The organism is Paenibacillus sp. FSL K6-2524, assembly GCF_038005525.1.
Classification (GTDB): Bacteria; Bacillota; Bacilli; order Paenibacillales; family Paenibacillaceae; genus Fontibacillus; species Fontibacillus anaericanus.
Genome location: NZ_JBBOSP010000001.1, coordinates 2,388,813 through 2,414,591, shown reverse-complemented (window position 1 = coordinate 2,414,591; position 25,779 = coordinate 2,388,813). Strand labels below are relative to the sequence as shown.

25 protein-coding genes and 1 tRNA gene are annotated in these 25,779 nt (G+C 41.5%); 12 read left to right on the top strand and 14 right to left on the bottom strand.

Translation table 11 applies throughout. The features are described from left to right. Positions 1 to 11: 11 nt before the first annotated feature. The 6 genes from NST85_RS10750 to NST85_RS10725 all read right to left on the bottom strand — a co-directional run bounded on the left by NST85_RS10750 (position 12) and on the right by NST85_RS10725 (position 8,571). Positions 12 to 842, bottom strand: coding sequence for a carbohydrate ABC transporter permease (locus NST85_RS10750; RefSeq protein WP_246054312.1), 831 nt, complete (start codon positions 840 to 842; stop codon positions 12 to 14). Further along, positions 839 to 1,726: a carbohydrate ABC transporter permease gene (locus tag NST85_RS10745; RefSeq protein WP_127193854.1), complete on the bottom strand. Its 888-nt coding sequence runs from the start codon at positions 1,724 to 1,726 to the stop codon at positions 839 to 841. Before NST85_RS10745 ends, NST85_RS10750 begins: the two co-directional genes overlap by 4 nt. Before the next feature lie 92 nt (positions 1,727 to 1,818). Beyond that, the gene (locus tag NST85_RS10740; protein WP_127193853.1) at positions 1,819 to 3,222 is read right to left on the bottom strand and encodes an ABC transporter substrate-binding protein; all 1,404 of its coding nucleotides are present in this window, start codon (positions 3,220 to 3,222) and stop codon (positions 1,819 to 1,821) included. Between the two features lie 120 nt (positions 3,223 to 3,342). Beyond that, complete coding sequence (locus NST85_RS10735; RefSeq protein ID WP_246054310.1) at positions 3,343 to 5,115, bottom strand: cache domain-containing sensor histidine kinase; 1,773 nt, start codon at positions 5,113 to 5,115, stop codon at positions 3,343 to 3,345. Next, positions 5,112 to 6,707, bottom strand: coding sequence for a response regulator transcription factor (locus NST85_RS10730; RefSeq protein WP_127193852.1), 1,596 nt, complete (start codon positions 6,705 to 6,707; stop codon positions 5,112 to 5,114). The genes NST85_RS10735 and NST85_RS10730 overlap by 4 nt, the downstream gene beginning before the upstream one ends. 97 nt (positions 6,708 to 6,804) lie before the next feature. Beyond that, the gene (locus NST85_RS10725; protein ID WP_341189267.1) at positions 6,805 to 8,571 is read right to left on the bottom strand and encodes a glycoside hydrolase family 2 protein; all 1,767 of its coding nucleotides are present in this window, start codon (positions 8,569 to 8,571) and stop codon (positions 6,805 to 6,807) included. Positions 8,572 to 8,744: 173 nt separating this feature from the next. Here NST85_RS10725 and NST85_RS10720 point away from each other — a divergent pair, with 173 nt between their 5' ends. Beyond that, the gene (locus NST85_RS10720; RefSeq protein ID WP_127193850.1) at positions 8,745 to 9,659 is read left to right on the top strand and encodes an ArsR/SmtB family transcription factor; all 915 of its coding nucleotides are present in this window, start codon (positions 8,745 to 8,747) and stop codon (positions 9,657 to 9,659) included. 238 nt (positions 9,660 to 9,897) lie between these two features. Here the strand turns inward: NST85_RS10720 and NST85_RS10715 are convergent, their stop codons facing one another. From NST85_RS10715 to NST85_RS10705, 3 genes are all read right to left on the bottom strand, one after another. After that, complete coding sequence (locus NST85_RS10715; RefSeq protein ID WP_127193849.1) at positions 9,898 to 10,113, bottom strand: hypothetical protein; 216 nt, start codon at positions 10,111 to 10,113, stop codon at positions 9,898 to 9,900. A gap of 351 nt (positions 10,114 to 10,464) precedes the next feature. Next, positions 10,465 to 11,310: a hypothetical protein gene (locus NST85_RS10710; protein WP_127193848.1), complete on the bottom strand. Its 846-nt coding sequence runs from the start codon at positions 11,308 to 11,310 to the stop codon at positions 10,465 to 10,467. A 679-nt stretch (positions 11,311 to 11,989) separates the two neighbouring features. After that, a complete protein-coding gene (locus NST85_RS10705; protein ID WP_127193847.1) occupies positions 11,990 to 12,217 on the bottom strand; it encodes a hypothetical protein in 228 nt (75 codons plus the stop codon). A gap of 250 nt (positions 12,218 to 12,467) precedes the next feature. On the opposite strand from NST85_RS10705, the gene NST85_RS10700 reads away from it, so the two are divergent. The 9 genes from NST85_RS10700 to NST85_RS10660 all read left to right on the top strand — a co-directional run bounded on the left by NST85_RS10700 (position 12,468) and on the right by NST85_RS10660 (position 20,568). Further along, positions 12,468 to 13,157: a response regulator transcription factor gene (locus tag NST85_RS10700; RefSeq protein ID WP_127193846.1), complete on the top strand. Its 690-nt coding sequence runs from the start codon at positions 12,468 to 12,470 to the stop codon at positions 13,155 to 13,157. Positions 13,158 to 13,281: 124 nt separating this feature from the next. Beyond that, positions 13,282 to 14,163 carry a sensor histidine kinase gene (locus NST85_RS10695; RefSeq protein WP_341189266.1) on the top strand — a complete coding sequence of 294 codons (882 nt, stop codon included), beginning with the start codon at positions 13,282 to 13,284 and terminating at the stop codon, positions 14,161 to 14,163. Between the two features lie 90 nt (positions 14,164 to 14,253). Beyond that, on the top strand, positions 14,254 to 15,009 hold the full coding sequence (locus NST85_RS10690) for an ABC transporter ATP-binding protein (RefSeq protein WP_127193844.1): 756 nt from the start codon (positions 14,254 to 14,256) through the stop codon (positions 15,007 to 15,009). Continuing rightward, a complete protein-coding gene (locus NST85_RS10685) occupies positions 14,999 to 16,855 on the top strand; it encodes an ABC transporter permease (protein ID WP_341189265.1) in 1,857 nt (618 codons plus the stop codon). The genes NST85_RS10690 and NST85_RS10685 overlap by 11 nt, the downstream gene beginning before the upstream one ends. A gap of 36 nt (positions 16,856 to 16,891) precedes the next feature. Further along, positions 16,892 to 17,443 (top strand): VanZ family protein, encoded by a 552-nt coding sequence (locus NST85_RS10680; RefSeq protein ID WP_127193842.1) that lies wholly within the window; start codon positions 16,892 to 16,894, stop codon positions 17,441 to 17,443. A gap of 1,531 nt (positions 17,444 to 18,974) precedes the next feature. Further along, complete coding sequence (locus NST85_RS10675; protein WP_246054308.1) at positions 18,975 to 19,472, top strand: RNA polymerase sigma factor; 498 nt, start codon at positions 18,975 to 18,977, stop codon at positions 19,470 to 19,472. Positions 19,473 to 19,572: 100 nt separating this feature from the next. Further along, positions 19,573 to 19,920 carry a DUF4179 domain-containing protein gene (locus NST85_RS10670; protein ID WP_127193868.1) on the top strand — a complete coding sequence of 116 codons (348 nt, stop codon included), beginning with the start codon at positions 19,573 to 19,575 and terminating at the stop codon, positions 19,918 to 19,920. Next, positions 19,917 to 20,327, top strand: coding sequence for a tyrosine-type recombinase/integrase (locus NST85_RS10665; protein WP_170220247.1), 411 nt, complete (start codon positions 19,917 to 19,919; stop codon positions 20,325 to 20,327). Before NST85_RS10670 ends, NST85_RS10665 begins: the two co-directional genes overlap by 4 nt. Beyond that, positions 20,293 to 20,568, top strand: coding sequence for a hypothetical protein (locus tag NST85_RS10660; protein WP_127193840.1), 276 nt, complete (start codon positions 20,293 to 20,295; stop codon positions 20,566 to 20,568). Before NST85_RS10665 ends, NST85_RS10660 begins: the two co-directional genes overlap by 35 nt. Before the next feature lie 126 nt (positions 20,569 to 20,694). Here the strand turns inward: NST85_RS10660 and NST85_RS10655 are convergent. Next, positions 20,695 to 20,778, bottom strand: a tRNA-Leu gene (locus tag NST85_RS10655). Between the two features lie 217 nt (positions 20,779 to 20,995). Here NST85_RS10655 and NST85_RS10650 point away from each other — a divergent pair. Beyond that, positions 20,996 to 22,183: an IS256 family transposase gene (locus NST85_RS10650; protein ID WP_341189264.1), complete on the top strand. Its 1,188-nt coding sequence runs from the start codon at positions 20,996 to 20,998 to the stop codon at positions 22,181 to 22,183. 441 nt (positions 22,184 to 22,624) lie between these two features. On the opposite strand, the gene NST85_RS10645 is transcribed toward NST85_RS10650, so the two are convergent. The 4 genes from NST85_RS10645 to NST85_RS10630 all read right to left on the bottom strand — a co-directional run bounded on the left by NST85_RS10645 (position 22,625) and on the right by NST85_RS10630 (position 24,617). Then, a complete protein-coding gene (locus NST85_RS10645; protein ID WP_127193839.1) occupies positions 22,625 to 22,846 on the bottom strand; it encodes a hypothetical protein in 222 nt (73 codons plus the stop codon). Between the two features lie 95 nt (positions 22,847 to 22,941). After that, entirely contained in the window at positions 22,942 to 23,274 is a 333-nt protein-coding gene (locus tag NST85_RS10640) for a hypothetical protein (RefSeq protein ID WP_127193838.1), read from the bottom strand. An 83-nt stretch (positions 23,275 to 23,357) separates the two neighbouring features. Next, the gene (locus NST85_RS10635; protein WP_127193837.1) at positions 23,358 to 23,933 is read right to left on the bottom strand and encodes a xanthine phosphoribosyltransferase; all 576 of its coding nucleotides are present in this window, start codon (positions 23,931 to 23,933) and stop codon (positions 23,358 to 23,360) included. Between the two features lie 54 nt (positions 23,934 to 23,987). Then, positions 23,988 to 24,617 (bottom strand): DedA family protein, encoded by a 630-nt coding sequence (locus tag NST85_RS10630; protein WP_127193836.1) that lies wholly within the window; start codon positions 24,615 to 24,617, stop codon positions 23,988 to 23,990. Between the two features lie 117 nt (positions 24,618 to 24,734). Here NST85_RS10630 and NST85_RS10625 point away from each other — a divergent pair, with 117 nt between their 5' ends. Beyond that, a complete protein-coding gene (locus NST85_RS10625; protein WP_127193835.1) occupies positions 24,735 to 25,772 on the top strand; it encodes a YkvI family membrane protein in 1,038 nt (345 codons plus the stop codon). The last annotated feature ends 7 nt before the right edge of the window (positions 25,773 to 25,779 follow it).

The window sequence follows — 25,779 nt, the reverse complement described above, 5'->3', positions numbered from 1 at the left end:
TTTCATTTCAGTTATCCCTTTAGACCTGATAATGTAATTCCCTCAAGGAAATACCGTTGACCGACTAGGAATACGATAACACAAGGCAGGACAACCGCCGCTGAAGCCGCCATAAGCAAATCCCACTGCGCGGTATAAGAACCCTGAAACATCTGCAATCCAAGCGCCAAGGTAAAGAGGTTATCACTCTTCAGATAAATAAGCGGTCCCATGAAGTCATTCCAAGATCCCAAGAAGCTGAATAGCGCAACAACAATAATCGCCGAACGGCTTAATGGAAGTATAATTCTCCAATAGATTTGAAAATAGTTGGCTCCATCCACGAATGCCGCTTCATCGAAATCTTGTGGAATCGTTAAATAGAATTGCCGTAATAGAAAAATATTGAAGATTCCCCCCCCGAAATAAGCAGGTACGATTAATGGATAATACGTATCGTAGAAACCAAGCATCTGCCAGCCGAGAAAGCTTGGAATAATCGTGACGGCTGCAGGTAGCATCATGCTTGTCATTAGAATGGCAAATACAGTGTCTCTGCCCTTCCATTTGATCCGTGAAAATCCGAAGGCCGCTATGCTGCTTGTCACGACTGTACCAATAAGAACACTGACGACAATGATAATTGTATTGATGAAGAAAGTGTCAAACGGCAGCACCGTAAGTGCTCTCTGGAAATTATCCCATTTAAACGGCTCTGGAATCCATTCTGGCGGCATCGTAAATATTTGCGATAAATCCATGAGAGAGCTTCGGATTAACCAAATGAACGGAACAATAAACAAAACAGAGATGCTTATCAGGGCTACATAACCTGTCACAAGCGAAAGCTTCGATTGTCTCAAGAACGCTCTCCTCCTTCGTAATGCACCCATGACTTCGAGGTTTTGAATATAATAAAAGTAAAGAACAGAATGATGATAAACAGGACCCAAGCCAGAGCGGACGCATACCCCATCTCGGTATCTCTAAAGCCCGTACGCCAGAGGTAAAATACATAGAACAAGCTTTGGTTATTCGGTCCGCCTTCTGTTAAAATATAGGCTTCATTAAACACCTGGAAGGAGCCGATAATGGTCATAATGGTATTGAAAAATATCGTCGGTGTGACCATTGGAATCGTAATATGGCGTAGCTTGCTGTACCAGCCTCCACCATCAACGTCGATTGCTTCGTAATACTGCTTAGGAATACCTGAAATTCCCGCCAGAAAAATAATGACGGTATTTCCAATTCCCCATAATGTTGTAAGAACGACAGAAGGGATAACACTACCCTCTGAATACAACCAATTACTAGTCGGTAAATGTAACCAACTAAGTACCGAATTGATCAGTCCTAGATCAGGATTCATCAGCCACATCCAGATCATCGCTGATGCAACGGCCGGCACAATGCTTGGAAGGTAGATAATAGTCCGAAATAGGGCTCTACCCTTGACGTTCAAGTTAAGCAGCAAAGCTATAAAGAAAGAAAGAATAATAACAGCGGGTACCCGAAGAATAACAAAGTAGAAAGTAACACCTAACGATTTGTAGAACAGTTCATCCTCACCCGAGAACATCTTAATATAATTATCGAATCCAACGAAGGAAGTATTCTCCTTGAATACGTTATAGTCCGTCAAGCTTAGCACCAAGCTTGCGATCATAGGACCCAGTGTGAAAATGAGAAACCCGAGTATAGCCGGAACCGTGAACAACAACCCGTAGAACAGTCCTTTTCGCATACTAACCTCCGATCTCGAAGCTCTCTAGTAAGGAAGACGACGATCTATAATCAGAACGCCGTCTCACCGCATCGCAGAAATTGTATTTTCAATTATTGTGCAATATCACGACGCCCTTGAACTTGTTCTTGTGCCTTGGCAGCGATGGAATCCAACGCTTCTTGCGCAGTTTGTTGGCCAAGCCATACTTTGTCCAAAGCGGGATTCACGATATCCATAATTTTATTGAAGTTTTTCACATATCCAGTTGGTGTCTGATGGCTATTCGTCAATATGACTTCAACAATAGCGTCTTTATAACCAGAAGGTCTTGAATCCAAGTTCTCCGTCCATTTAGCTAATAATGCCGGATCCGTATACCATTCCTTATACGATGGCATCCAAGTACCAGCCGTAATCATATCAATAGAAGCTTCTGGATCAAGCAACGCTTTTATAAGCTCCCAAGACTCTTGGGGATACTTGGTTGACTTAAACATGGAGAACATTCCGGCAACAACGGTAGTCACTGGCTCTTTCAGTACAGGCAATACCCCTACATTGAAGTTAAACTTCGATTGCGCCAATCCAGTGCTTGCCCATTGCCCATCGATAGCCATTGCTACCTTTTTGGTTTGAAGAGCTACATTTGTTGCTGGAATATTCTTCGATTGCACGGGTGAAGGAGAGACATGGTGTACATTCATTAAATCTGATACTTTCTGTATAGCCTCCACTGCTGCCGGCTGGTTAAGCCCAAAGGTCTTCCCATCCTCAGAGACGAAATCCCCGCCATTGGAGTAAATAAAGTTACTATAGACGCCCCACCACGTAGAAGCGTTAACTCCATATTGCTTAATATTCTTAGCATCAAAGTCCGCATCATTCGCCGTTCTGCCTTTGTTATCGATCGTTAATTGTTTAGCAATTTCAACAAATTCATCCCATGACCACGCTTCTAATGCCTTAGCAGGTGGAGGTGAAATGCCCGCTTCCTTAAAGATATCTTCGTTATAGAATAGACCGAACGATTCCGGACCAGGAGCTATACCGATCACATTGCCCGGCTCAAGCGAGTACATAATGTTGGGTATCAGTTTGTCTGTACTGATATCCGGGTCAATTTCTAGAAATTCCTGAAGGTTATAGAATTTCCCCTGCTCTGCTAATGGGAACGCAATGCTACCAGACTCCATCATGGCAATATCCGGTACATCATTACCAGCTACCATTGTTGTCAGCTTCGTATCATAATCCGATGCAATATGCTGAAGATCAACTTTGATATTCGAATACTGCGTTTCAAACTTCTTAATCGCTACTTTGTAAGCAGCTACTTCATCAGGCGCGCCCCACACCGTCATACGAAGGGTAATGGGATCCTTCGATATTTCATCACCGGATACTGAGGGTGATGTATTATTGCTAGTATCGGACTTCGAGCAAGCTGACAAAATGGTGACAAGCATTAACAGCATAGCCATAAGAACGGATATCGACTTCCTTTGTCTTGACATATCCCGAACCCCTCTCAATTCCAATCCCTTTTGGTTCATAGCTGCAGTCTATGATGTTTCAATTATAAACTCTAGTTAGCGCTTACATAACCCGAACTACTTTGGATTGGTGGACTATTATTAGGTATTCAGTGGCAATGTGATAACGACCTTAGTTCCCGATCCAGGTAAGGAGCTAATCACGACACCATAGCTGTTGCCATAGGTCATTTGAATGCGAGCAATTGTGTTCTTAATCCCTATCGAAGAGGATTCCTTATACAAAATCGCATTTATAGTGTCCTTGCTCATTCCTCGTCCATTATCTGCAATCTCATAATACCGTGTTCCACTGTCGATCCAGCCACGAATGCGAATAAGCCCTCCCGCTTCTGTCTGATCGAAGCCATGTAGGATCGCATTCTCGACAAAGGGTTGAAATAGAAGTCTAGGCATTTTGTACTCATAGAGTAATGGATCAATCTCGTAACTCACGGTAAACTTGTCTTCGAAGCGAAAGGACATAATATAGAAGTAGTTGTTCATCCACTCCGTCTCTTCAGACAAATGAACGGCTCTCCATTCTTTCCTTGCAGTATAATGTAGCATATTGGATAAACTGACAAGCATCTTGCTTAATTCCTTCTGATCGTTCTCTATAGCTGTCCAATTCATCACATTTAACGTATTGTATAGAAAATGGGGATTCATCTGCATGCTCAGCGCTAGAATCTCGGCCTCTTGTTCCTTTAATTTAATCTCGTAATTTTCTATAACCAAGAGCCGAATCCGATCGTTCATCAGATTAAACCGTTGAAGGAGAATACCAAACTCATCATTCGTGCCGACGACAACATGCTTTTGAAAATCCCCATCACCAACGGACCTCATTGCACCAAGCAGCTTCTTAATGGGCTTCGTAATCCTGCCTGCGATAAAATAAGCGTAAATAAGCGCCACAATTCCCATAATAGCGGCTAAGAGTATAATAGACGTTTGGATGACTTGTACCAGACCACCCACTAGTGCGGATTCTGGCGTCCATACAATCGATATCCACCCCGTCACTTCCGAACGATCGAAGCAGACAATCATAGCCTCGCCCTCTAGCGTCATTCTTCGCGTACCGCTTCCCTCCAAGCGAAGTTGCTCTACCCATTTTTCCGTATAGATTTGTGTAATTCTTCCTTGCTCGCTGCTTGCAACGACTTTACGGTCCGCATCCATTACTAAGTATCGCGAACCTTCAGGAATACTTTCCTCGTATAGGGATTTCAGTGTATCTGGTTTGAAGCTTATCGTCAGAATGGGTCGTTCAATATGAGCGTCCATCTTCTCCAGTGTCGTATTATTCAGATGAGAGAAATCAAGCACTCGAGTCGCTGAGTACAAATGGCGGAAATCTAGCTTTCCTTCCTCTAGATAAGGCTGATCGAACATATCAACGAAATCATAAGTAGGGTACCATACCATTTTCCCGCCTGCCTGCTGCGCCTTACGGTATATATCCGACTGCGTAGGATCTCCTTGTGGTAACATTTGACCGAAAGTGAAATAGGACGTCCACAACTGGTAAGAATAAACATCCTTATTGTTGGAGAAATATTTACTCAACACAGGCGTAACCTGTCGGTCTGCTTCAAAAAGCTCAGCTTCATTCTGGGGATCCAGTTCGTTAAAAATTCGGAATAAATCCTTATCTACGAATAATGATAGGCTGTTCTGATCAATAATCTGCAGCTTAGTATCCATGATCTCATTGTTTTTCCTAACAATCTCATATACGTTTTTCTGTGCTTGTTCCGTCACGACCTGTAGGCTGGTACGGTAGAAAAGAACTCCTAATATGATGAGAGGAATTACGATCATAGATATATAGCTAGCTAACAATCGAGAGCGAAATGTCATCTTCATTCCTCGCTGCTCCTCTGTGGAAGTGACGTGTGCCTATAGGCTTCGGGCGACATTCCATTATGCTTCTTAAACACTCTGCAGAAATATTTCGTATCTTGATAACCGCACTCAGCGGAGATTTCATATATTCTGAGCTTATTCGCAGCAAGCAACACCTTAGCCTGCCTCATTCTAGCTTCCGTCACGTGATCAGAGAACGTCTTTCCTGTCCGACTCTTAATTAAGGTGCTGAAATAGGAGGGATTGAAGAAAAAGTGTTCGGCAGCTCGTTCAAGTGTCAGATCTTCCTTCAGCCTTTCATGTATCCAACTCAGGCAGCTCGTAACGATAATTTCGGTCTTATCCAGCTTCGCTTGCTTTAATGCAGCGTGTACCTTCTGAAGCGAGACCTCTAAAAGAGCTAATAACTCCGTATTAGACCCGCAAGCTTGAATATGCATCATGGCTGTATTCGTTAGAAGGCTTCCAACCTTCTTGTCCACAATATCACGAATCCTGCTCTTAACCTTCATAAGAATAAGCGAAGCATTCTCTTTCATAAGTAGCGGATTCGTATGCCCACCATCTGAAAGCTGCTCGAACGCCACCCTACACATTTCTATAGCTATGTCCGCATCGTTTCCTTGCAGAGCTTCGAATAGTCTCTCCGTGTCAAGAGTCAATAGCTTATGAGAAGGGCGTAGCTCATCCTGAAACAGAATACCCTTCCAGCAATCATGAAAGTTATACTTGTTTACCGTTTGGGCTACTCGGTATGCTTGCGATGCTTCCTCCAATAAAAACTTACATTCCGGTCCTATCCCGTGGGTAAGCTGTCCAACATTCGCCCATTCTGATGATAGAGCGGAAACGATGATGCGAATGTGATGTCTATGACCTGGGGTAAGTGGTGGGGTCCGGATTATCGTAACGGCTTGGAATCCATCTTCTTGAAGCACATTTAATGGAATCGTTATCGATTCTCCGATTGCTGACCATCCTTGCTCCAAGCTCCTCAAGAAGTAAGCGTTATCATAATTTTCATTGCTATCCCGTCGAATTCTGAGTTCAGAGAAAATAACCACACCGCCACCTTGTAGCCAATCATACGATTTCAGTTCATTGCGCTCTAGGGTCGTTGAGCTTCCATTTAGCCAAGTTAATAATAAGCGATTACTATAAGCTGAAGATGTGAGATCAAGCCGTTGCTTCAGCTCCTCTGCTTCCAAGTTCTGCATCGATTCTGTAACAAGCTCTTGTTCAATACGTCTCAATACGTCTTCTATCTTCTCTGCTTCCACAGGCTTTAATAGATAGTCATAAGCTCCATGTCGAACCGCAGTCTGTGCATATTCAAATAGATTATAGGCCGACACCATTACAACCTTCGTATGAAGTCCTTCTTTTTTAAGCTGTTGCAAAAATGTAAGCCCATCCATGTTGGGCATTCGGATATCCGTAAACACGACATCCGGACGGTCTGATCTTACAAGCTCTAATGCGTCAATCCCGTCTTTTGTAACAATGACCTGGGCATCGGGACGTAGATGGTTAATCAATCTCAACATACCTCTAAGGTGTCTTGGTTCATCATCTACGACCAATACTTTCATCCCATTCAGCCCCTTTGTTCACTTTTATTTAAGTTTTATTTATTATAACTAAGAAAGGCGCCTTCATGTGGATAGGCACCTAAATTGTAGTTTATATTTAATTTCCCTCGTTAATCGCTCTGATTACATCCACAGGCAACTTAGGCACGCGATCATATGTCAGCAATCCGTTGATTTCCTGCTCCACGTCCGTCAGCTGGGTGTAGCAATATCCCTGAACTATGCTGGATTGCAGCAAGGGTTGGATAACCGCGCGTAGCTTGCTCGCGAAGTCTTCATCATTCTCCGCCCCGGAGTATCCCCAGCCTTCCCATTCACTTTTCTTATAAGCAATGCCGCCTAATTCGGTTACAAGAATCGGTTGCCCCTCGTATGGAAATCCTTCGACGGATAATCTGCGATTAGCCGGCATTGCATTCACTGCCTTGTCCGTAGAACTATAGCGTTCAGTCAATACCTCTTGACGCCATTCGTAATCGTGAATATTGAACAGATCCGTCTTGACCATTTCCCAACCATCGTTAGATACAACAGGCCGCATCGGATCCAGCGATTTGGTGAGGTGATACATGGTCAAAGCATGCTGCTGTTGAAGCTTGTCGATCTGAATATTGGGTACTCCCCAGCTCTCATTCAGCGGCACCCATGCGACAATACTAGGATGGTTGTAATCTCGTGCGACTGACTCCTGCCATTCGTTCATGAATCGACGAACGTACACTTCGGAGAACTCAAAAGCATTCGCCGCTTCACTCCATACCAACAGGCCTAGGCGATCACACCAGTAAAGGTAGCGGGGATCCTCTAGCTTCTGGTGTTTTCGAGCGCCGTTGAAGCCCATCGCTTTCATTAGCTCAACATCCTGCTTAATCGCGTCGTCGCTTGGCGGTGTCAAGTTCCCGTCAGGGAAATACCCCTGATCCAATACAAGCTTCTGGAAATAGGGCCTGTTGTTCAGATTAAATTTACCATTCTCGATTGACACCTTACGCATGCCGAAATAACTTGATACTTCATCGACGACCGTGTCACCTTCCAGCACGGTAAAGACCACATCGTACAAATTCGGATGCTCCGGTGACCACCAACGGCCGAGACCATGATCATTGAAATCAGCCAAGTGAATCGTTCTCACCTCATTCGGTGTATTCACTTGGATTACGTCTTGGGAGATGTGTTCTCCCTTGAACGAGATGTCAATCTTCACCCGTAGGTTTTCTTCTCCCTTCAAGCCTTGAAAGATCATGCTCATCTCAATCGCGTTCTGGTCGATATCAGATGTAAATTTGACCTTATCCAGATAAGCCGGTGCTACAGCCTCCATCCAGACGGTTTGCCATATACCCGTCGTACGAGTGTAGAAGATACTCGCAGAATCGGACAGCCAGTGCTGTTTGCCTCTCGGCAATGAGACATCACGACTGTAATCCACTGCCTTCACAACGATCGTATTTCCGTCATTTCTCAGTGCATTGGTAATGTCAGCGTGAAATGGAGTGTGTCCGCCTTCATGCTGAGCGACGAGATTGCCGTTCACCCACACGGACGCACAGTAATCGACTGCGCCGAAGTGGAGTAGAACACGCTTACCCTTAAACGAAATCGGAACGGAGAAATTGTTGCGGTACCAGACTGTATCATGAAATTCTGGATCTCCGATTCCGCTTAATTTACTCTGAAAGGCAAATGGCACTTGAATCCTGCGTGAGAAGACACGTTCGCTTGAATGCCATTGCTCCTGGTCACCAACTTGGCTGTCGTCATATTCGAATTCCCATTCTCCATTCAAATTCACCCAAGCCTTGCGGATAAATTGAGGGCGAGGATGTTCGGACCTAAGTTGCTTGGACGCTTGATTTGTCATAGGATAGTACCTCCAATATTAATGATTAGGTTAACAAATAAAAATAAAAAATATGAAATAAGGGATATTACATAGGTATCTTATTCTTTACTCATTGTATTGTCAATTAAATAGTTGTATAATTAACTAAATAGTTAATGAATAAAACTAAAAACTTATGGAGGTATAATCGTATGGAAATCGAAGTAAGTACGAAGCATATGTCCCTATTAGAATGCTTATCCTCCGAGACGCGGGTTCGAATGATCGAGATGCTCCGTGAACGCACGATGTATGTTAAAGAAATCGCGGACGAGTTAAAGCTCTCATCCGCGATCATTACGAAGCATATTCAGAAAATGGAGAAGGCAGGAATTTTGTCTACTAAGCTTGTATCCGGCACGAGGGGTAATCAGAAAGCATGCACCCTCAGTCTGGATCAGTTGGTACTGCAGTTCCGTTCTCCTGTAGAGACAACAAATCCCGTTGAATCTACAAGCTACTCCGTATCTATTCCCATTGGCCATTATACGAACTATCAGGTCAAGCCAACCTGCGGTCTTGCTTCTCCCTACAAGGTCATCGGTATGCTGGACGATCCGCGTTACTTCGCTGAACCGGAGCACGTGGAAGCCCATCACCTCTGGTTTAGCAGCGGTTTCGTGGAATATTTGATTCCGAACTACTTGATCGGCAAGACACAAGCCAGAAGCATCCGTATCACGATGGAAATCTGCTCAGAGTCTCCTGGCTACAACGAAGACTGGCCTTCGGACATCGTATTCTCCATGAACGGAATCAACTTGGGTATTTGGACCTGTCCCGGAGATTTTGGCAGTCAGAAGGGAAATCTGACACCCGATTGGTGGAGAAAAACCGATACCCAGCACGGTTTGCTCAAGACGATACTCGTCACAGAGAAGTGCACATTTATTGACGGTGTGGAGTTATCGGACATCAATTCTACCGATTTGACGCTAACACCCGGTCAAGACATCCGATTCCGTATCACATCTCCGGAGGATGCCCGATATCCCGGTGGTATTAGCATGTTCGGGAGCCAGTTCGGACATTATGAGTACGACATCGAAGTAACAGTTAGTTATTGATAATTACAGGGCTATCGTTCAAGTTTGAATGGAAATTCTTTATCAGAAATTGTTACCACTGTAACATTAGAACCTGAATCTTTGACACTTACGCTGCGTATCGGAATCATCGACTGTAAACCCAAGCAGGACAAGGGATTACAGAAGATGACTCCGACTTTTTTATGATGTATTCATGGATATGCTGTTTTAAGAATGTTAGAAAAAATGTTAGAAGAAAATCTTTCGATAATTTATTCTAGGATGTACGTTTAACAAAGACAACATTTGATAAATTAGCTTCTGGTAAATGGTACATCACTAACTTCACTTCATTCCAGGCCTTCTCCACGATGCACTCGCTCATTGGTGGTATGCTTCTGACTACTAGGTATATTCGCTGTACGGTATTAGCAGGCGCTTCTTGCATCCGAGAACTATGCGCCGCTGGAGATCCTAGCGCTTGCTCCACCATCTGTTTACGAGCATGTTATTAATATACTGGAGTGGTATCTGTCATTTCCTTTTGTTGTGGGGTCGGAGTTACAAAAATACAGGATTTACAGATGTTTTTCTAATTTTAACCTCAACTATCTCGTCAACCGCTAATTTCGGTTTCGAGTCTTAATTTCACCTAAAAACTATATATCTTCCTGCTGTAATATGTACCAGACAATTTAACAAATTCAGGAGTATACTTTTGAACCTATTCGAAAGAGCTTCCTCTATTTTTACAATCCTCCTGATCTTCTATTGCGTATACTACTTGATGAATTGTAGCAGTTAAGAAACTCTTCATCATTATTCAAGATTTTCTTTCTATGTTTCATTCATTTTTTTCCTCCCTTGATACAATAGAGATAATTTTTTCACCCAAGCTAAAATTGCTAGCTTTCAACAAAGATCCCCAATTAATTTGACTTATTGTAATAGCCGTAATAAAACAATTGTTTACAATGTTAGAATAATTAATGCCATCTTGCTCATATAAAAGTCCTGTTGCATTAATTAAGATAAAAATAACAGTGTAAATTAGCATCATATGCATCTTTAGTAATTTTCTATCAAAACTTTCTGAACGTTCTGCTTGCCCCATAATTCTCGAAATAAAAAATTTATTCAATTTAACTCCAATAAATTGATAAAGGACTAAGTATATAGTGACTATTAAATATATGGCTGCTGAAGGTCTCTCAAAGTAATATGGAATATTCAAAAGAACTATACCAATAACAATCGTAGACAAAACTCCTAAGCTGAACATTGTCATCACAGTAGAATACAATTCCAACAAAGTTATAATTACAATGAATATAAAAGCATCAATTATTAATCCTAATAAAATAACCCTAGTATTAGAATTAGATATGACTATCCCCACAATGATACCTAAAATAAGGATCAAAGTCATTTGTACAGATTTTAATTGAATATTAAAAACTATAAATATAAATAAAATCCCTAAAATTGCTGATATGCCTAGAAGACAATATGTAATTACTTTTTCTATCAATTCTGGGTATACCATTTTCGAAAGTAACCCATCTGGCTGATGAATTGAGAAAAAGCCTGCCGTAACAAGAAATATAACACCAAGAAGAGGTAAAATTATTTTTGCCCAACTGGGTAAGTTATTATTAAAAATAGAATTATTAATCGTATTTTTTTTCATAAATCGATCTCTCCTACAAATAATTATTCATTCTTTACATATTAGAAAATTTGATCCTTCATAAGAGATTTCACCCTTACTTCTTACTTTTAAATTTTCCTTTTATCCTAAAGCTCAACACATTTCTTAATTTGTTCTTTAAAAAGATGAAACAAATCATCGACTCTTAGTATTGATCTAAACTATTTTTTGTTTACTTACTGATTGGTTTTGCTTTTCAACCTTTTATTCTTACTTAGAGTCACTTACAATAACTAATAATTTTCTCTCCACTCTGTATCATTATTTCTATAGCAGCACTTCTTGATTGAGATACATTTGTATTCGATCAACTCACTTATTTAAATCGATACCAAGGACCTACATATAAATAGGCCTAATTACTTAATGTAAGGTATTATTCTATGTTAGGCATGTTTTTCCTTCTTGAAGTTAATCTTAATTATTTGAAAACCGCCTCATATCATCGTTCTACGATATTCGTTGCCTTTCATCATACTGGAAGATACATGCAGATAGGCATTTGCAGACCTTCTATCCATCCCGGTTTGCGACTCAATCTCATCTAAGGCCTTGTTCAAATCAACTTGATTGTTTAAACTTTACAACCGTAATAATAAGTAGCCCTTATCATCTCTTCGTTAATCATTTTTCCCACAAGTTCAACTTCCCTTCACTTCTACTTGATTATATCTATTAATTGTAGTACTAATTTTGAAACGAATTCAGCCAATCTGTCTCCATTTTTATTGGCAGAGCTCGTTTTTTCATATTTTTCAATGACATCTAGTGGAATGTATGCCGTTGTCTCATATCCAAATGAAACATGAGCATAACTTCTATTTGAATTCTCAAACTGCTTCGCAAAACTGGCACTAAAGCTGTTAACATTTCCAGCTCCAACCAAGCCACACACTCCACATGTGTCGAATGTGCATAACAGAATAATGTACCTATCAGCTGTATACATCATGTTTTCAATAAAGAGGGAAAATAGAACCTGAATAATGAAGGCGAACTTAGATGCGTATGAAATATGTAATTATGAAGGATACCCAGCCGTTCCCATATAATTGATACATATATTATTAAGTGGGTTATACTGATAGTATCCAAGTTCATGAATCAATCCATCATTTCGGAGGAATAATTTAATTATGGAATATACCATTTTTATAGTTGAAGATGATTTGTCTATCTGTCGACTTTTAAAAGAACATATAGAGAAGTATGGGTTCTCAGTGAAGGTTGTACAAAACTTTGAACAGGTCGTAGAAGAATTTTCTTTACACCGTCCTAGTTTAGTGCTGCTTGATGTGAACCTTCCTAAGTTTGACGGGTTCTATTGGTGTAGAAGGATCAGGGAAATATCTAAAGCTCCAATTCTCTTCATCTCGGCTAGAGAAAGTGGAATGGATCAAGTGATGGCTCTTGAAAACGGCGCAGATGACTACATAACCAAGCCCTTTTCTTACGAGGTGATCATGGCCAAAATCAAAAGCCATCTTAGACGAGCTTATGGCGATTATGCCCGTTCGAATGAGCGGGTTATGACCTGGGAAGAGCTAACCTTATATCCCGAAAGATTGGAGCTCGAATTCAAAGGCCAGGCATTAACGCTTACGAAAAAAGAAGCTCTGTTGCTCGAAAGTTTGATTCAATTTTATCCGAATGTGGTTTACAGAAACTATCTGCTCGAAAAGATGTGGGATGACTCCCAGTTCGTCGAAGAAAACACCCTGAATGTAAATGTCACAAGACTGAAAAAAAAGATGCAAGAACTTGGTATTCAAAACGGAATTATAACGATCAGAGGCCTCGGTTATAAATTAAATAAATGCTGGTAGGTGTGTACCTTCAATGCGATTATTTCTAAAAGAACATCAGGGATATATTCTTCTCTATTATTTCTCAGTGATATTGTCTGTTTTTTATTGTGTGCTCGTGATAGATTTTCCATTCCAGAGTATCATGTACATATTCATATTTAACACTTTTATTCTTCTCGTTTTTTTAGTGTGGAAATATGCCAAAACGAAAGAGGTTTATGCCTTACTATATCGTGACTTCCATGCTCTAGAGGAAATTTCGTTGGATAAGGGGAGCTCCTTTTGGAGCCATCAAATCTCCATGTTGCTCAAACAACAACACCGCTTATATGAATTGAAATTGCAGCAATCCAATCAAAAACATCAAGAGCACTTAACATTCATCAACCAATGGGTGCATCAAATGAAAACGCCTCTTTCCGTTATCCAGCTGCAGTTGGAGGCTCAGGCTGGTACCATATATGTGAGCGGCATCCAAGAAGAGCTGTATAAGATTGAAAAAGGGCTTAAGATGGCCTTATCATTGGCGCGTCTGGATGCCTTTGAGAAGGACTTCGTCATTGAGAAGACACGCTTGCAGCCCCTTATTATAGATTGCATCAATCAAGAAAAAAAACAATTCATAACTAGCGGCATATTACCTAGAGCAACCATTGACGAAACCATTGAGGTCTACACGGATGTAAAATGGCTCAAATTCATCATTGAACAGCTGATCACAAACGGCATCAAATATTCCAAAGGAAAAGGGAAATATGTGAGCATCTCCGCTTATCGGAGAGAGAATGAAGTTGTTCTGGAGGTCACAGATGAAGGCATCGGAATTCATCCTAAAGATATTCGAAGAGTGTTCGATCTCTTCTTCACTGGCGCAAATGGAAGAGTGCGGGGGGAATCTACAGGGATGGGACTATATATCGCCAAAAAGGTCTGCGAGAACTTGCATCACAATATTCAAATTCAGTCAGAAGTGAATCGAGGTACAAAGGTCATTGTTCGATTTGGCAACCTTACATCCATGTAAGAAAAGTGTAATGAAGATGAATCGCTCAATGGGACTCGACCGATTACTATAGAGGATATCGCGATTAACCACAAAGGGGAAGATATCGTTATGGAAATGTTAAAGGTCAGTCAATTAAGCAAATCTTATGGCAAACAAGTGATGTTCAGCGCTTTGAATCATATCAGCTTTTCAATTGAAGCCGGTGAATTGGTTGGGGTTATGGGACCTTCCGGCAGCGGCAAAACAACCTTGTTAAATATGATCTCTACGGTCGATCAACCCACATCAGGTGAAATTTATATTGAGGGTAATAACCCATTAAGCTTAAATGGGGATAAGCTTGCTCTTTTTAGACGCAGGGAACTGGGTTTTGTTTTCCAAGACTTTAATTTGCTTGACACACTAACACTTGGTGAAAATGTAATCTTGCCCTTGGCCCTAGACGGAGTACCTGTTAAGGAGCAAGACAGAAGGCTGACGAAAGTCGCCAATATCCTTGGCATCAAGCATCTGCTGAGCAAGAGAACCTTTGAAGTCTCCGGAGGAGAAGCTCAAAGAACGGCTATTGCCAGAGCCATCATCCATAAGCCAGCCCTCCTTCTTGCCGACGAACCTACAGGAAATTTGGACTCCAACGCATCGAGGATCGTAATGGAATTGTTCGAGAAAATCAATCAGGAGGAACAGGTTACTACTATGATGGTGACTCATGATCCCTTGGCAGCCAGTTATTGCAACCGGATCTTATTTATTAAAGACGGCAGCATCTATAATGAAATATATAAAGGCAGCAGCAGGCAGCAGTTTTATCAACAGATCATCGACGTACTTTCTCTCTTGGGAGGTGCTTCGCGTGAATTTTAAGCAATTCGCCATAAAAAATGTAACGCGCAATGGGAAAGCCTATTTTGCTTATTTCCTGAGCACCTGCATTTCTGTCGCTTTATTTTTCACCTTTACCATGTTTATACTTCACCCCGACAAAGGGGCATTCAAATCCTATATTGAGGTATCTCTTTACGCAGCAGAAATCATCACTTATTTCTTCCTTTTTTTCTTCGTGTTTTATTCCATTAGCGTATTTCTGAAGAGCCGGTATAAAGAATTCGGAATTTTATATATGATCGGGACATCGAAAAAGCAGATTTTAAAGATGATATTTATCGAAAATATGTTGATCAGCATTGCAGCAACCGTCTGCGGAATTCTAACAGGATTAGTTTTCTCAAAACTCTTTTTAATTATGATCGAGAAACTGTTTAGGATTCAAGCTCTGCCGTATTATTTTCCAATTAAAGCTATTCTGATTACCTCGGTTGCCTTTATCCTTCTATGTGTCTTGGTATCTTTCTTCACTTCATGGATTATCAAGGAGAAGGACATCCTCCACTTGCTCAAAGGAACAATAGCTCCAAGGCTCGCGCCTAAGCCATCCGTGCTTTTAGCTATCTTGAGTGCTGTGCTGCTACTCATCGCTTACTATATATCCTTTACCAGTAATATTGAAAATTTAGAAAAAATCATCTTATTGGTTATGGTAATGGTTGTCATAGCCACCTTCTTCCTATTTTCGCAGTTTAGTGTTTTTTTTATCGCATTCCTTAAAAAGAACAGGCTTTTTTATTTGAAGCACACGAATTTGATCTGGGTATCCAATTTGTTCTATCGCATGAAAGATAATGCTAGAGTGTTTTTCATCATATCGATCACATCCACAGCAGCATTCATATCGATCGGAACTTGTTATGCCTTCTGGGATAATACATTAGGCAATATCGAAGAGAGATATCCTCTTGCCTTTACTTATCAAACAATTGGCGAGAACCTGACCGTCCATGAGGAAATCAATTTTATTGATCAGCAGCTGAAGGAAGGCGGTTTTTCCTATACCCCAATAACCATCGCTAACAAATCGGTTACCGATGCGGAAGAGATTTCTTATACCCTGATGAAGATGAGTGTCTATAACCAACTGGCCGAACAATTAGACCTCCGAACTGCTTCGATTCAAGAGCATGAGACGATAAAAGTAATGGCCTCTGCCGAATTCGGCAACGATATCAATCGCATGACGATTGAAGGAAACCCCATCCGGGTAACCGAGGAAATACAGGCAAAGATCATGCAAGACCAAGCATCAACCCTATATGTCGTTGCCGATACGCTATATGATCTCATTGAAAGCGATGAAGGGATTCAATATGCCTTCCATGTCGAGGACTGGTCCGACACTTATGTCGTCTATGATGAATATGAAGCCAAGTATGAAAGTAATCCTAACGGTATATTCTTATCCAAGTCGCATATTTTTGAGACAGAAAAAAGTGCTTACGGTACGATCATGTTCTTGTCCATATTTATTGGAATGATCTTCTTCGTGACTTCAGGCAGTTTTATCTATAACAAATTTTTTATCGATGTGGAAACCGATAAGAAAAAATATAAGCAGTTGAATAAGGTTGGCTTAACCTTCAAAGAAATTAAAAGGATAACCACAATCGAGATGGGAATCTTGTTCATGCTGCCCTATATCGTTGCATGTATTCATTCCTCAGTCGCACTGAGCACGCTAAATCGTATATTTGAGATAGAAGTCGGAACCGCCGCCTTTTTAATCATGGGCAGCTTTTTGATCCTGCAGCTGCTTTTCTACGTATTTATACGAAGAAACTATTTAATTGAAATAAAAAATGAACTAATCATCGACTGATCGTTCATTCACGAGCTGAAAGGAGAATCCGAGCTGATGTCTATCCAATATACAATTGAATCTTATTATGTCTTGGCACCGCTGTTTCTTATATTTCTGGTCACTCTGTTGGGCTTGACTAAATTGAAGATCAAGAGGTTTACAGCTCTGCAATATACCTTACTCGTCACGTTTGGCTTCTATTTACTAGCTGTCTTCCATTTAGTACTCTTCCCGATTGATGTCAATATTGGCCTATATGTGAACCAAACGCCTTGGTATAAACATATTAATTTCATCCCTATATTAACAATCGATATAAAATCATTTATTTTGAATATCATCATGCTAGTGCCGCTGGGAATGTATCTGCCTCTCTTGAATCCTAAATACGATAGCACTAAAAAAGCGGCAAAGTTGGTACTAATCTTGAGCCTCTCCATTGAAGTTATACAAATGGTTATCGGGATCACTCTCGGCAGCAGCAGAAGTACGGACATTAACGACATTATCGCCAATACCCTCGGGGGAGTGCTTGGCTTCCTTATCATGAACAAGTTGATGCAAGCGAATGCTATTCAACGCCTCGCGGCCAAGTTCAATCTGTAGCGCTGACAACGTCCCACATTAAGCGGCCTATTTGAGCTGGGCAAAGAGAAGGACGATGTTATTCATCCTTATTGGTTTCAGTGGCGGCAAGAACTTCCCTTTAAAATCTAATATCAAAGGACTCATTGAATATAGCTGTCCGCTATCTTAATAGCGTGCCTTAGTGTATACAATCATTAAAAACAATGCATTTGAGCAATACTGCCACATCTCAACTATTATTGAGTATCATCAATATTGAGCACTCCACATGTGTCGAGTGTTCAGTGTGAACAAATCTTATAAGATGTGCCCCCATCCAATGACTGTGAAATACCAATTGCCTTCAAGAAGTTCAGAAAACAAAATTTTGTTAAGCAACAAACAGACCCACACGTGAAGGGTGGGTTTTATTCACACTTTTTCCGGTATTTTCGCTTTGATTTCCTGCATTATTTTCTGCACTTCCAATTCGCGGTCAAACAATACTTCTAACAATGGTCCGTTATCTGAGGCAATCTCAATCCCTCATTAGTTTCAATGTTCGGAATTGACTCTAAAAAGGAATTATCATCCAACTAGAGACTCCCCTTTTTGGTAGGAAAATATCTTAGTTCGATAAATTCAGAGCAAATCCCTTCCAAATGGTCATATTTTCCTGATACTTGCGAGTCCGATCTTAGTGGTCAGAGCTAGTAGAGGAGAATTTATCGATCTGGAGCGGGTAGGTGGCAATTATGATGTTAATAAAAACTAAAGACTCCCAACGTTCTAAGAGCCATTCTGATACGTCGTAATAATTATAGCCAGTACTATTTTATGATACGTTTGTGAATATAGGAGATGGTAGGTTCGGATAAGCCCTGAATACTTGACGAAATACACTTCAGTATTCTCAATCGCTTCATCCTCAGTAAAACTCTATTACCTATGTCGCTAAAACGCTCGCACGCTACAACCTCAATAGTAATCTAAATATATTGAGCGTCATTCTTTCCGTATAGTCCTAATTACTCACTTTTAAAACTATCTATCCCGTCCCTTAATACGCATATTGATACATATTGTTGCATATTAAAAGAACAATAAAATCCAATCAATATGCACCTTGCACCATTCTCTCGCTCCAACCGCGATAACAAAGCTTAGTAAAAATCCAGCAAGGAAGACGATACTTGTGTAGATCACCAAATAGGACAATTGCCAGTTTCCCAGGTACCTTCCTTTATAATGCAGTTTTCTTGTTGCTCAACAAACGATTCTCAGGGTTGTGTGGAGCCAGTCGAAGATGGTCTGATGAAGTAGACGCATTGCGCCCATATGGCAGTGATCGCCTGCACCATCAGCGTTCCGCATCACAACATGCTTGTGCGGAGCTTTTAGCTCGGACGCAAGCTTGCTTGCCTGGCCCTTGTTTGGTCCCTGTCTCACAAACGGGGTGCAGTCCTTGAATACGTGGTTTTTTTCATGTAACCTTCTAGCTACCTACCCGATCTAATATATACGTAACGTTACGAACAATTTAATACTTCTAGTCAAGAAAGCTGAACCCTTGCATACAGATCCTATTGTCGTCAAAGCCAAAGCTGGGGACCCTGAAGCATTCATGCAGTTGATGCAAGAGATAGAGTTACCTTTATATAGAACTGCAAGGTCCATTGTCAACAAAGACGAAGATTGTGCAGATACCCTGCAGGAGACGATGCTTAAAGCCTTTAAGTCCATCCATACACTCAGAGAGCCCGCTTTTTTCAAAACGTGGATCTTCCGGATTCTGATTAATGAATGCAACAAAATGGTCAAGCAGCTCAAGAGCCCTTCCACTTCCAAGGATTATGAGAAAATCGAATTATGGGATGCCGTTCAACATCTTGATGAGAACCTACGGATTGTCATTCTCCTTCATTACCTACAGGACATGCCGATCAGTCAAATTTCCGACATTCTCGAAATTTCTACGGTAGCCGTGAAGACCCGGCTGCATCGCGCCCGCAAAAAGCTAAAGCATTCATCTCAAATCAATCAAGAAAAGGGAGTTGCGACATCGTGAACCACTAAGTTAGAAGAACAATTAAAGAACTGCCAAAGCCTACTTCCTGATCAGTCATCTAATATTTATTGCCGGCTCCAAGCTGAATGAGACTTAACAAATCATTAGAGAAACCGATAATTCCATTTCCCCCATTCAGAGAAAGACAAATGTATCAAGAACTTTTAATAAATGGTGGGTTTCCACTGCAGCCGCTTCAATCCTTGGAGTTACACTCATTGCTTCCGGCTTTGTATCGCCCGCAATGGCTGATGCACTCAAGCAAATTCCAGTTCTAGGACAAATCTATTCATTTTGGGGCGAAAACAACGGAGATCCCGGTGTTCAACAAGCCGAGGATTTCATCACAAACGTAAACCAAAGCGTGACACATGGCAAGGTGACTATGAATATTCCAACGTTGTTATTTGAATCGAGAAGATTAAAGACTATCTTGAAATCCTCTTGAAGCAACAAAAGCACAATAAGAAGGTCTACGGAAATGAATATGACAAGTCAGGTTTTGTGTGTTGTTGGCCTGATGGATCTCCCCTAAAATCAGAGTACCTTAATCATAAATTCAAGCAAATTCTTGCTGAGAACGGTTTGCCACCGATAAGGTTCCATGATCTCAGGCACTCAACGGCTAGTTATTTATTAAAGCATGGTATGAGCCTCAAAGAAATACAAGTCTGGCTTGGTCATGCTGACATTGGCACCACAGCGAATATTTACGCACACATTGATACCGAAATGAAAGTGAACACCGCTCAAAAAATTAATGACATCTTCTCAAGGAATAGACAATCAGAAACTCATCCAGTTGAAGGAGAGATAAACGATGAAGAAAGCAGTTTGGACAATGCTAATGAGTGATGAGACAGATAAAGCCCTAGTAAGACTCATCCAAAGGCAATATAGGCTTTCACTCGAGTTCACTCATAAGAACACTGGTCTTAATTGCAAATTGGCTATACAAGGGGAAATCAAGACTCTAAGAAGGGAGGTTAAACAAATTATTAATCAAGAAGCAGACCTTCAGGGGAACATACAAATTACATCAACTGAGAGTATCGAGAATCTGCATTCTCTCGCTTCAAATAACAAAATAAAATGAATGTTAGAAAAATGTTAGAAAACCATCTTAATAAATGACCTTTCCAGTCCTCTTGTCCAACGATCCCACATAGACAAAAATAAGAGAAGCCTTATAAATCAAGGCTTCTCCGGTTTAAATCTCTAATGCGGTCAAGAGGACTCGAACCTCCACGTCATTGCTGACACTAGAACCTGAATCTAGCGCGTCTGCCAATTCCGCCATGACCGCGTATTATTAGGCTTTAGAAGATGTTTCCTTCCGCAGCGACAAGATATATAATATCATATCGCTGGGAAGAGAGTCAACATTTTTATTAATCATCATCTATACTTAAAGTTCACGATGGCGTAAAATAAGTTGTGTACCAAGATTTGGAGCCTAGTCAAGGCACAAAAAAGTAGGGTATTCTCGGGATTACGACACCACCAAGAAGGGACCCTACTCGATGACTATTTTACCCGAAAATGCACTTAATAATCTATTTGAAAATCTTGTAACTCAATTTGTGAAAGACAATCTTGAATCTATTATGAAAGCAGAAATTCAACAGTTCATGGAGACCGAACAAACAGGCGAACGCAACAGCCGCAACGGTTACTACAAACGCAGTCTGCACACGAAATATGGAAATCTAGAGGACCTTGAAGTGCCGAGAGACCGTAACGGTGCTTTTCAAACGCAAATGTTTGAGCCCTACCAACGGCGAGACGGTTGGCTTGAAGAAGCCGTCATTCAGATGTACAAAAGTGGTATGGGTACACGAGACGTTGCTCGTTTTATTGAAAGCATGTTTGGTAGTCACTATTCGCCCACCACGGTCAGCAACATTACTGCCACTGTGCTGGAAGATATCCAAAAGTGGCAACAGCGTCCCTTACAAAAACGTTACTCAGTGATCTACCTGGATGGTCTGTACGTGAAACTCAAACGTAGCACGGTCAGCGGCGAAGTCGTCTACTTTGCCATGGGAATCGACGAGGACGGACACCGTCAAATTCTCGGATTCTATGTAGGTGGACAAGAGAGTGCGAACGGTTGGAGAGACGTGCTTAACGATCTTTACAACCGCGGAGCTCAAGAGGTCCCTCTGGGTGTATTTGACGGACTACCAGGACTTGATGCAGCGTTTCGGGAAACGTATCCGAAGGCGGATGTGCAGCATTGTGTTGTCCATAAGGTTCGCTCGACGTTCCCAAAAATCCGCATTCAGCACAAGACTGAAGTGATAGAGGGCTTGAAGACTATTTATACTGCAGCAGACCATGATCTAGCGCTGGCTGCTTTTGACACGGTGAAAGCGAAATGGGGCAAGTTGTATCCGAAGGAAATGCGATCTTGGGAAGAACAATTGTCCACTTTGTTGACCTTTTACAAATATCCTGCGTTGATAAAGGAAGCTATCTACACCTCTAACCCAATCGAGCGAATGAATAAAGAAATCCGAAAACGACTTAAGCCGATGAACAGCCTGACCAATATGGATGCGGCGGAGAAGATTGTCTACCTCGACGTTATAGACTACAACGAACGCTTCGCAGAACGAGTCATTCGCGGTTTTGGTGAATTAGGGGTTAGAAAGAAATTAAATGAGATGTTTGAGTCACGTTATCCCGCTTCGCCTATGCAAGCGTAACTAAGGTCGGGTGTTCTTTGGGGTGGGGTTCTCCCCACCCAAAGAACACCCAACAACTTAATAATCCGAAGAGATACTTTTACTTTGCTTACACAAACTTCTTGACGCTACCAAGTTCACCATTAAAATCACAGATTGGCGGACACTGAGTACGCTAATAACCTAAAAAGCTCCCAAATTTGAATTTATGCGGACCTAGAATCCGCTATTATCCAAAATCCCGGTAAAACAGGCATCTTTTTAGCAAATAACGGAACCTATGTCCGCCTCTGCTTTCCCGCAGGTAGAATGGGCGGAAATAAGGTACCTACAGTCCGGAAAGTTAATTTCTCAACGTAACGCTCATTGAAATTCACTCATATTCTAGCAGCAGTCTTCGTTATAGAACTCACTAAGAACCAACTCTAGCACGCGCGATAGCACGCCCGAATTTATTAATTACTACACTAAATCCAGGGGCGATACTCTTGGTTCACGTGAAGGACGGTAAATGTAATTCCGATCCAGCTTAACAACGTTTCGATTCGGTCTACGGATCATCACTTGGGTATCATTCCAAGCTACAACGATGCCTCTAATATCATTAGCTTCGATCGCATCGCGTGTGACCCGTACCTTTTCACCAGATAAACGAAAGGCGTTCAATTCTTCATCTGTTATCATGTGGCATCCTCCTTTATCTATTACTTCAAAGAAGGACCCCGCGATTACCTCGACGGAGTCCTCTGTATGGCATGTGCAATATGGCTCTTAACCGATCAACGCTGTGCGTGTTCCTTACTGTCATTCTTCTCAAACCAGAAATCAAGTACCTTAGCGGACATTACTCGTTGTTCCAGATACCCTACTTGTTGTGAGCTAAACTGCTCTTTCCAAGGAATTGACAGCTCCTCACACAACCCTGCAATGGTCAATAATTGTGACCAAGCCACGTAGCGTTTATACCAGAAGAACTGAGGGTGTTCAAGCATATAGGGATAAAGGTCATCAAATTCCGTATGTTTACAATCTAAAGCACGCTCGAAAGTAACCTTTGCATCGGCAAGTTTTGAGATGAAAAATTCCACGCTCACCACTGATTCATTCCCCATTCATATTTGCCTCCTCTCCTAGTACCCCAATTATACCGAAAAAATGAATACCTGCATAGGATTGTTGCAAATTTGCTCTGAGTTTAGTCATTGGCAAATGTTACTTTACCACCTTCAAGCGAAGTAATGACAACCAATGATTCAAGCCGGATTCCTTGCTCCCGTATTGCATTTGCACCGAGTTGGAAAGCTTTCTCTACCACGATACCAGCTCCTACAAGTTCTGCACCCGCACGTTGAATGATCTTGATCAATCCTCGCGCAGCATCCCCATTTGCAATAATATCGTCAATAAACAGGATCCGATCATTCTCTGAGATAAACTCACGGGAGATCATTATATCAGTTACAATTCCTTTGGTGAATGACGGTACCCGTTCGCACAACATATCTGACTCTGCAAGAAGTGTCTTCTTCCGACGTGCAAAAATTAAGGGTACCCCTAATTCGTATGCCGTTGCGAAAGCTATTGAAATACCTGATGACTCCACAGTTACTACTCGCGTAACACCCTCATTACGAAACCGCTCTGCAAACTCTTTGCCCATCTCCATCATCAACTGTGGATCCACTTGATGGTTCAATAGCGCATCCAGCTTTAACACTTGATCCGAAACAACCACACCATCTTCTACAATTCTTTGTTTTAGCTTTTCCATAATTAATCTCCTCCAGAATACATTTGTAGCCATTCATTTTCTCTCTACCACTTTTCAAGATGCAGGTTCTTCTCCTGTCACCCTCTGCCTCTGTTTACGCGAAATCATAATCATAACTGCGGAAATAATTAGCACCACTAGAATGAAAACCAATGTTATAAGAAATCTTCTATGTCCATGAACATAAGGCATTATCCTATGCCAACGGTGTCCAATAGCTCGTCCGATTAGCATGAAAGTCCCACACCAAACGACAGAGCCTATTGAAGCATAGAGGATATAAACCCGAAGCTTTAATCGATAAACCCCAGATAAATAAGACGTCACCTGGCGAATACCTGGTATAAAGTACCCGATCAAAATACTCCAGGTACCAAATCGTTCAAACCATACTTCCGTTTTATTCAATCGTTTGGGTGTAATCCAGATCCATTTTCCATATTTATATAGAATCGGTTTGCCAACAAAACGTCCAAGACCATAACTTAGCATCATTCCTGCCAAGCTACCTAGCACCGAAACCAAAAATGTGATCCAGAATCCAAAATGTCCCTGAGTCGTTAAACCACCAAACATCATGACCAGTGTCTCATCCGGAACAGGAATACCTAAAAATCCTAATGAGAGCAAACCGAACATCGCTAGATAACCGTACTGTGTAAGATAAGACATGACTTCACTCATCGTTTTCTTCCACCTTTCCGGGAGCGGCAGCAACTGCAGAGGACAAGTTTAAGTCATGTCCTGTTCCCGGCCAACATACCTTGTACTATATATAGCACATTCATCGGGGGGAAGACCATGAAAAATGCCGTAAAAGTTCTACAAATTTCTTTCACCTATATCGGCACCGTCGTCGGAGCCGGTTTTGCTACAGGACAGGAAATACTCCAATTCTTTACTAAATACGGGAAGTGGGGAGTACTTACGATACTCCTAGCGACCGTTCTATTCATCTGGCTAGGCACCAAAATGATGTTGCTTGCCAACAAAATCAAGGCAACTTCCTACGAAGATTTAAATCGTCGTTTATTCGGGGATACGATCGGGCGATGGCTCAGCCTCTTCACTCTTATCGTCCTGATTGGAGTCAACAGTGTCATGCTGGCCGGAGCCGGATCGGTATTCGCTGAACACCTTGGTCTTTACTATCAAACAGGACTTGCAATAACGCTAGTCGCTACCTATTTGCTTCTGGGTAAAGGGATCGGTGGCGTCATGAAACTAAATTCCATCGTTGTTCCTATGATGCTCATTCTATCGATTACTATTATTTTCAATACCGTTGGATCTCCTGGAGCTACTCACTTCATTACACTTGGCACCGATAGTGGTCTCGTTGCTACTTGGGCTTCTCCCCTTATGTATACGGCCTTCAACCTTTCCATGGCTCAAGCTGTGCTCGTTCCTATTGGCAGCCATACCAAGAGCCGCAAGGTCATTATATGGGGTGGCACTCTCGGTGGCTTAGGTGTTGGATTCATGCTGATGGCAGGTCATTTCGCCTTATCCGCTTATATGCCGGGAATCGTTCAGTATGAGATTCCAATGGGTAACATCGCCCAGCAATTAGGTACGACAGTCCAATTGATCTACGTTTTTCTTATTTTCATGGAAATCTTCAGCACGTTCGTCGCCGATGTTTACGGAGTGACCTTGCAAATAAAACAACATCTCAAACTGTCACCCCGTATTATCTCATTACTTATTCTGTTTATCTGTTACTTAACTAGCCAATTTGGTTTCAGCTCACTGCTATCCGTGTTATATCCAACATTTGGAGTGTTCAGTCTCCTTTGGGCAGTCATGCTGGCTGTTTACAAACCAAAAAAAAATTAAACGTAAG